Source organism: Stenotrophomonas sp. A3_2 (assembly GCF_036624925.1).
GTDB lineage: Bacteria > Pseudomonadota > Gammaproteobacteria > Xanthomonadales > Xanthomonadaceae > Stenotrophomonas > Stenotrophomonas hibiscicola.
Genome location: NZ_JAZKVY010000232.1, coordinates 1 through 5,501, shown reverse-complemented (window position 1 = coordinate 5,501; position 5,501 = coordinate 1). Strand labels below are relative to the sequence as shown.

Sequence of the window (5,501 nt, the reverse complement as noted above, 5' to 3'; positions counted from 1 at the left end):
CCGGGCCATGCCCGGCGGATGCCTGGACGCCGGGCATGGCCCGGCGCTACCGGCAGGTCAGGCTTCCGGAACGAAGCCAGCCGGCTTCTCTGCGTCCTTCTCGAACAGGAACTTGACCAGTTCGCCTTCAAGAAACGCACGATGCTCCGGGGTGCGCGGCGACAGCCGGTTCTCGTTGATCAGCATGGTCTGGTGCGCCAGCCATGCGGCCCAGGCCTGCTTGCCGATGTTGTTGAAGATGCGCTGGCCCAGCTCGCCGGGGTAGGGCACGAAGTCCAGGCCCTCGGCATCGCGTTGTTCGTACTGGCAGAAGACGGTTCGGGGCATGGCACTCACTCGTGGTTGCGGGATTTCTTGGAAGTTCGTTTTGGCGTCCTGATCGTGGCGCCGTCGAGCAGTTTGCGGATCGGCGCTGGCAGGCCCAATGCGGGTAGCTCGTCGTTGGCGACCCAGCGCAGCGTGGGTTCTTCCACGCGCAGGCCGCGCACCTTCCGTGACAATATCTGCAGGTGCAGCCTGTAGTGGCTGAAGGTGTGCTGCAGCACCGGCAGTTCCTCTGCATCTTCCAGCGAGCCGTCGACATGTGCGTCGAACCAGTCCTGCAGGTCGCTGCCGGCCTCCGCCTGCGGCAGCGTCCACAGCTGCGCCCAGATGCCGGTGTCCGGCCGCTTCTGCAGCAGCACGCGCTGCTGGGCGTCACGCAGCAGCAGAGCCACGGCTTCGCGCTCCGGCAGGGTCTTGCTGGGCTTGGGCGTGGGCAGTTCAGCGGTGCGGCCTTCGCTGCGTGCCACGCACGTGTCCTGCAGCGGGCAGATGACGCAGGCGGGCTTGGCCCGGCTGCATACGGACGCGCCCAGGTCCATTTGTGCCTGGGTGTAATCGGCCATGCGACCGGCCGGCACCTTCGCCACGTGTGCCTCGGCGATCGCCCATAGCTGCTTTTCGATGACTGGCAGGCCGGGGAAGCCGTCGATGCCGTGATAGCGGCTGAGCACGCGCTTGACGTTGCCGTCAAGGATCGCGAACGGGTCGTTCCAGGCCTGGCTGAGGATCGCGCCAGCGGTGCTGCGGCCAATGCCGGGCAGGGCATGCAATGCATCGAAATCGCGCGGCAGGTCGCCGCCGTGCAGTTCCACGCAGCGCTTTGCAGCGGCATGCAGGTTACGCGCACGGGCGTAGTAGCCAAGCCCTGCCCACTGCGCCATCACCGCGTCATTGCTGGCGGCGGCGAGGTCGGGCAGGGTCGGGAAGTGCTGCAGGAACCGCAGGAAGTACGGGATGACCGTGGTCACCTGGGTCTGCTGCAGCATGATCTCCGACAACCAGACCCTGTAAGGGCTGCGCGGGTGCTGCCAGGGCAGGTCGTGGCGGCCGTGGTCGTCGAACCAGTGCAGCAGGCGAGCGATGAAGTCGTCTTGCTGGGGGTTGTCGGCGCTGGCGTGCGGCTGGCGGGGCATGGGTGTTCCGGGGAAGGCAGCCACCCGTAGGGTGGCTCTACTGCATTGCGGTTGCGGTGCAGTAGAGCCACGCCATGCGTGGCTGCACGGTGTATCAGGCGCCCAGCGCTTCGGGCAGCAGGGCGTCGACGAAGGCTTCCGGGTCGAACACGCGCAGGTCTTCCGGGCGCTCGCCGATGCCGGCAAAGCGGATCGGAATGCCGAACTCGCGGGCCAGTGCGAACACCACGCCGCCCTTGGCAGTGCCGTCCAGCTTGGTCACCACCAGGCCGGTCACGTTCACCGCAGCATTGAACTGGCGCAGCTGCGACAGCGCGTTCTGGCCGGTGGTGCCGTCGATCACCATCAGCACCTCATGCGGCGCGGTGGGGTCGATCTTGCCGAGCACGCGGCGGATCTTGCCCAGCTCGTTCATCAGGCCGGACTGGGTGTGCAGGCGGCCGGCGGTATCGGCGATCAGCACCGAGGTGCCGCGTGCCTTGCCGGCCTGCAGCGCGTCGAACGCCACCGACGCGGCATCGGCGTTCTGCCCCTGCGCGACCACGGCCACGCCATTGCGCTCGCCCCAGGCCTGCAGCTGGGCCACGGCAGCGGCACGGAAGGTATCGCCGGCGGCCAGCATCAGGCTGTGGCCATCATCCTTGAAGCGCTTGGCCAGCTTGCCGATGGTGGTGGTCTTGCCGACACCATTGACGCCGACGGTGAGCACCACGAAGGGCTTGGCGTTGCGGTCGATCACCAGCGGCTTGGCGACCGGTTGCAGGATCGCGATCAGCTCGGCGCGCAGCGCGGCCAGCAGCGCATTGGCATCAGCGAACTCGCGCGACTTCATGCGCTTGCGCAGGCCCTCGACCAGATCGGTAGTGGCACCCACGCCGACGTCGGCAGTGATCAGTGCGGTTTCCAGTTCGTCCAGCAGGTCGTCGTCGAGCTTGGGATTGCGCGAGAACAGGCCACCGAAGCTGCGCGCGATGACGCTGTTGCGCAGGCGCTCGCGCCAGCCGGGCTTGCCGGCCGGGGCTGGCGGGGCATCCACCAGAGCTGGCAGGTCGGCGGCCGGGGCGGTTGGTTCCTCGACCGGAATGACCGGAGCCAGAGGGGCCAGCACGGCGGCCGCAGCCAGCACTTCGGCCTGGACGTCCTCCGGCGCGGTGACCGGCTGCGCAGCCGGTACGGCAGGCCATTCGGCGACGGGCGCCGGTTCCGGTACAGGTGCCGGTGCTGCGGCTTCGACTACCGGGATCGTGGCGGCGTCTTCGGCCGGGGCGGCTGACGGGAACGCCGCCGCCAGCTCTTCAGCCGAGTAGTGCTGGGTCTTGGGTGCCTCCGTGGCGGGGGCATCCTGGGGCTTCTTGCGGCGGAAAAAACTGAGCATTGGCAAAAGGCGCTGAAATCAGGGGGATATGCTACCACTCGGGCCTGTCGGGCTGATGTGGACTCAAGGTCGCGGCCCGCCGGCCGTTAACCGGTCCGAAGGGCTGCGCAGCGCGGCCCGGAGACCGCCATGAACGACGTGATGGGAATCGCTCTCGGCGGGATGCGCGCGGCCCACCAGGGCGTGCAGGTGGCCGCGCACAACGTGGCCAACCTGGCGACTCCTGATGCCCGACGCCTGCAACTGCTGCGCAGTGAGGCGGAGCAGGGCGGGGTGCAGGCCGCGATGACCCCTGCCGACGCCGATGCTGGCGCGCCATTGGGGGACCTGCTGACGGCGAAAGCCGAGGTGGTGGCCTTCGCCGCCAATGCCACGGTGATACGGCGCCAGGACCAGATGCTGGGTTCGCTGCTGGATCGGGAGGTCTGAGCCGCCCGGCTTTGGTGGGTGTCAACCTGGGTTGACACGCTCGCCCCCTGAGTAGGTGCCAACCTTGGTTGGCACGCTTTTGGGGCGCCAACCAAGGTTGGCCTCTGCTGCAGTGCCAACCAAGGTTGGCACCAACCAGAGCATCGCCGGGCCATGCCCGGCGACCACCGCCTCGATCAGGCCGACAACTCCAGCAGCAGCTTGTTCAGGCGCGCCACATAGGCGCCGGGGTCCTTCAGGCTGTCACCGGCGGCCAGTGCGGCCTGGTCGAACAGTACCCGGCCGAGATTATCGAAGCGTGCGCCGTCGGCTTCTGCATCCAGCTTGGCGATCAGCGGATGGCCCGGATTGATCTCCAGCACCGGCTTGCTGTCCGGCACCTTCTGCCCGCTGGCTTCGAGGATCTGGCGCATCTGCAGGCCCAGGTCCTGCTCGCCGATGGCCAGCACCGCCGGCGAATCGGTCAGGCGGTGCGAGACGCGCACGTCGGCCACGTCATCGCCCAGTACCGTCTTCAGGCGCTCGACCAGGCCCTGCTTGTCCTTGGCCGCCGCTTCCTGTTCCTGCTTGTCCGCTTCGGTTTCCAGCGCGCCCAGGTCGAGGTCGCCGCGGGCGATGTCGACGAAGCCCTTGCCGTCGAAATCGGTCAGGTAGCCCATCAGCCACTCGTCGATGCGGTCGGTCAGCAGCAGCACTTCCACGCCCTTCTTGCGGAACACTTCCAGGTGCGGGCTGTTGCGCACCTGGCTGTAGCTCTCGCCGGTGAGGTAGTAGATCTTGTCCTGGCCTTCGCTCATGCGGCCGAGGTAATCGGCCAGCGACACAGTCTGTGCATCGCCGTCGCCACGGGTGGAGGCGAAGCGCAGCAGCCCGGCCACCTTCTCACGGTTGTTGTAGTCCTCGGCCGGGCCTTCCTTCAGCACCTGGCCGAATTCCTTCCAGAACGTGGCGTACTGCTCCGGCTTGTCGGTGGCCAGCTTTTCCAGCATGTCCAGCGAACGCTTGGTCAGCGCGGCCTTCATCGAATCGATGACCGGGCCGGACTGCAGGATCTCGCGCGAGACGTTCAGCGAAAGGTCGTTGGAATCGACCACGCCCTTGATGAAGCGCAGGTACAGCGGCAGGAACTGCTCGGCCTGGTCCATCACGAACACGCGCTGCACATACAGCTTCAGGCCCTTGGGCGCATCACGGTGATACAGGTCGAACGGCGCGCGGCCAGGCACGTACAGCAGCGAGGTGTACTCCAGCTTGCCTTCGACCTTGTTGTGGCTCCACGCCAGCGGATCGCTGTGATCGTGTGCAACGTGCTTGTAGAACTCGGTGTACTCGGCGTCGCTGATCTCGGTGCGCGGACGGGTCCACAGCGCGCTGGCACGGTTGACGGTTTCCCATTCGGCCGCGGCGCCTTCTTCGCCACCTTCCTTCGGCATCTGGATCGGCAGGCCGATATGGTCCGAGTACTTCTTGAGGATGCTGCGCAGGCGCCAGCCATCGGCGAAGCCGTGCTCGCCGTCCTTGAGGTGCAGCACGATGCGGGTACCGCGCTCGGCCTTGTCGACGGTGGCCACTTGGAAATCGCCTTCGCCGCGCGAGGTCCAGCGCACGCCTTCGCCTGCGGCCAGGCCGGCGCGGCGCGAGGTCACTTCCACTTCGTCGGCAACGATGAAGGCGCTGTAGAAGCCGACGCCGAACTGGCCGATCAGCTGCGAATCCTTCTTCTGGTCGCCGGACAGCTGGCGCAGGAAGTCGCCGGTGCCGGACTTGGCAATCGTGCCCAGGTGGGCGATGGCTTCGGCGCGGCTCATGCCAATGCCGTTGTCGTCGATGGTGATGGTGTGGGCGGAGGGATCGAAGCTGACGCGCACGCGCAGTTCGCTGTCGCCTTCCAGCAGCGCCGGCTGGGTCAGGGCCTCGAAGCGCAGCTTGTCGGCGGCGTCGGCGGCGTTGGAGACCAGCTCGCGGAGGAAGATTTCCTTGTTGGAGTACAGCGAGTGGATCATCAGCTGCAGCAGCTGCTTGACTTCGGTCTGGAAGCCAAGGGTTTCGGTCTGGATGGTGTCGGTCATCGATAGGGCTCCATGTGCAATGCCGCGCCAGCGCGTGCGGCCTCGCCAAGGGGTATGGCTGATTGTCCCGAAATCAAGGGGTTGGTCGGCCGGGCTGCGCCCGGCACCCGCCCAGTGCAACTGCAACTGCCAAAGCCAGAGCCAGAGCGGCATTCCGTGGGATGGCGGGGC

5 protein-coding genes are annotated in these 5,501 nt (G+C 67.0%); 1 reads left to right on the top strand and 4 read right to left on the bottom strand.

From position 1 onward, the window contains the following. Positions 1 to 57: 57 nt before the first annotated feature. The 3 genes from R5H29_RS08210 to ftsY all read right to left on the bottom strand — a co-directional run bounded on the left by R5H29_RS08210 (position 58) and on the right by ftsY (position 2,832). Positions 58 to 327 carry an oxidative damage protection protein gene (locus tag R5H29_RS08210; protein WP_019661206.1) on the bottom strand — a complete coding sequence of 90 codons (270 nt, stop codon included), beginning with the start codon at positions 325 to 327 and terminating at the stop codon, positions 58 to 60. 5 nt (positions 328 to 332) lie between these two features. Then, the gene (gene mutY, locus R5H29_RS08205) at positions 333 to 1,457 is read right to left on the bottom strand and encodes an A/G-specific adenine glycosylase (RefSeq protein WP_332329052.1); all 1,125 of its coding nucleotides are present in this window, start codon (positions 1,455 to 1,457) and stop codon (positions 333 to 335) included. Positions 1,458 to 1,551: 94 nt separating this feature from the next. Continuing rightward, positions 1,552 to 2,832 (bottom strand): signal recognition particle-docking protein FtsY, encoded by a 1,281-nt coding sequence (gene ftsY, locus R5H29_RS08200; protein ID WP_019661208.1) that lies wholly within the window; start codon positions 2,830 to 2,832, stop codon positions 1,552 to 1,554. Between the two features lie 129 nt (positions 2,833 to 2,961). Between ftsY and R5H29_RS08195 the strand changes: the two genes are divergently transcribed. Next, the gene (locus tag R5H29_RS08195; protein ID WP_332329051.1) at positions 2,962 to 3,261 is read left to right on the top strand and encodes a hypothetical protein; all 300 of its coding nucleotides are present in this window, start codon (positions 2,962 to 2,964) and stop codon (positions 3,259 to 3,261) included. Positions 3,262 to 3,437: 176 nt separating this feature from the next. On the opposite strand, the gene htpG is transcribed toward R5H29_RS08195, so the two are convergent. Continuing rightward, positions 3,438 to 5,330, bottom strand: coding sequence for a molecular chaperone HtpG (htpG, locus tag R5H29_RS08190; protein WP_332329050.1), 1,893 nt, complete (start codon positions 5,328 to 5,330; stop codon positions 3,438 to 3,440). Positions 5,331 to 5,501: the final 171 nt, after the last annotated feature.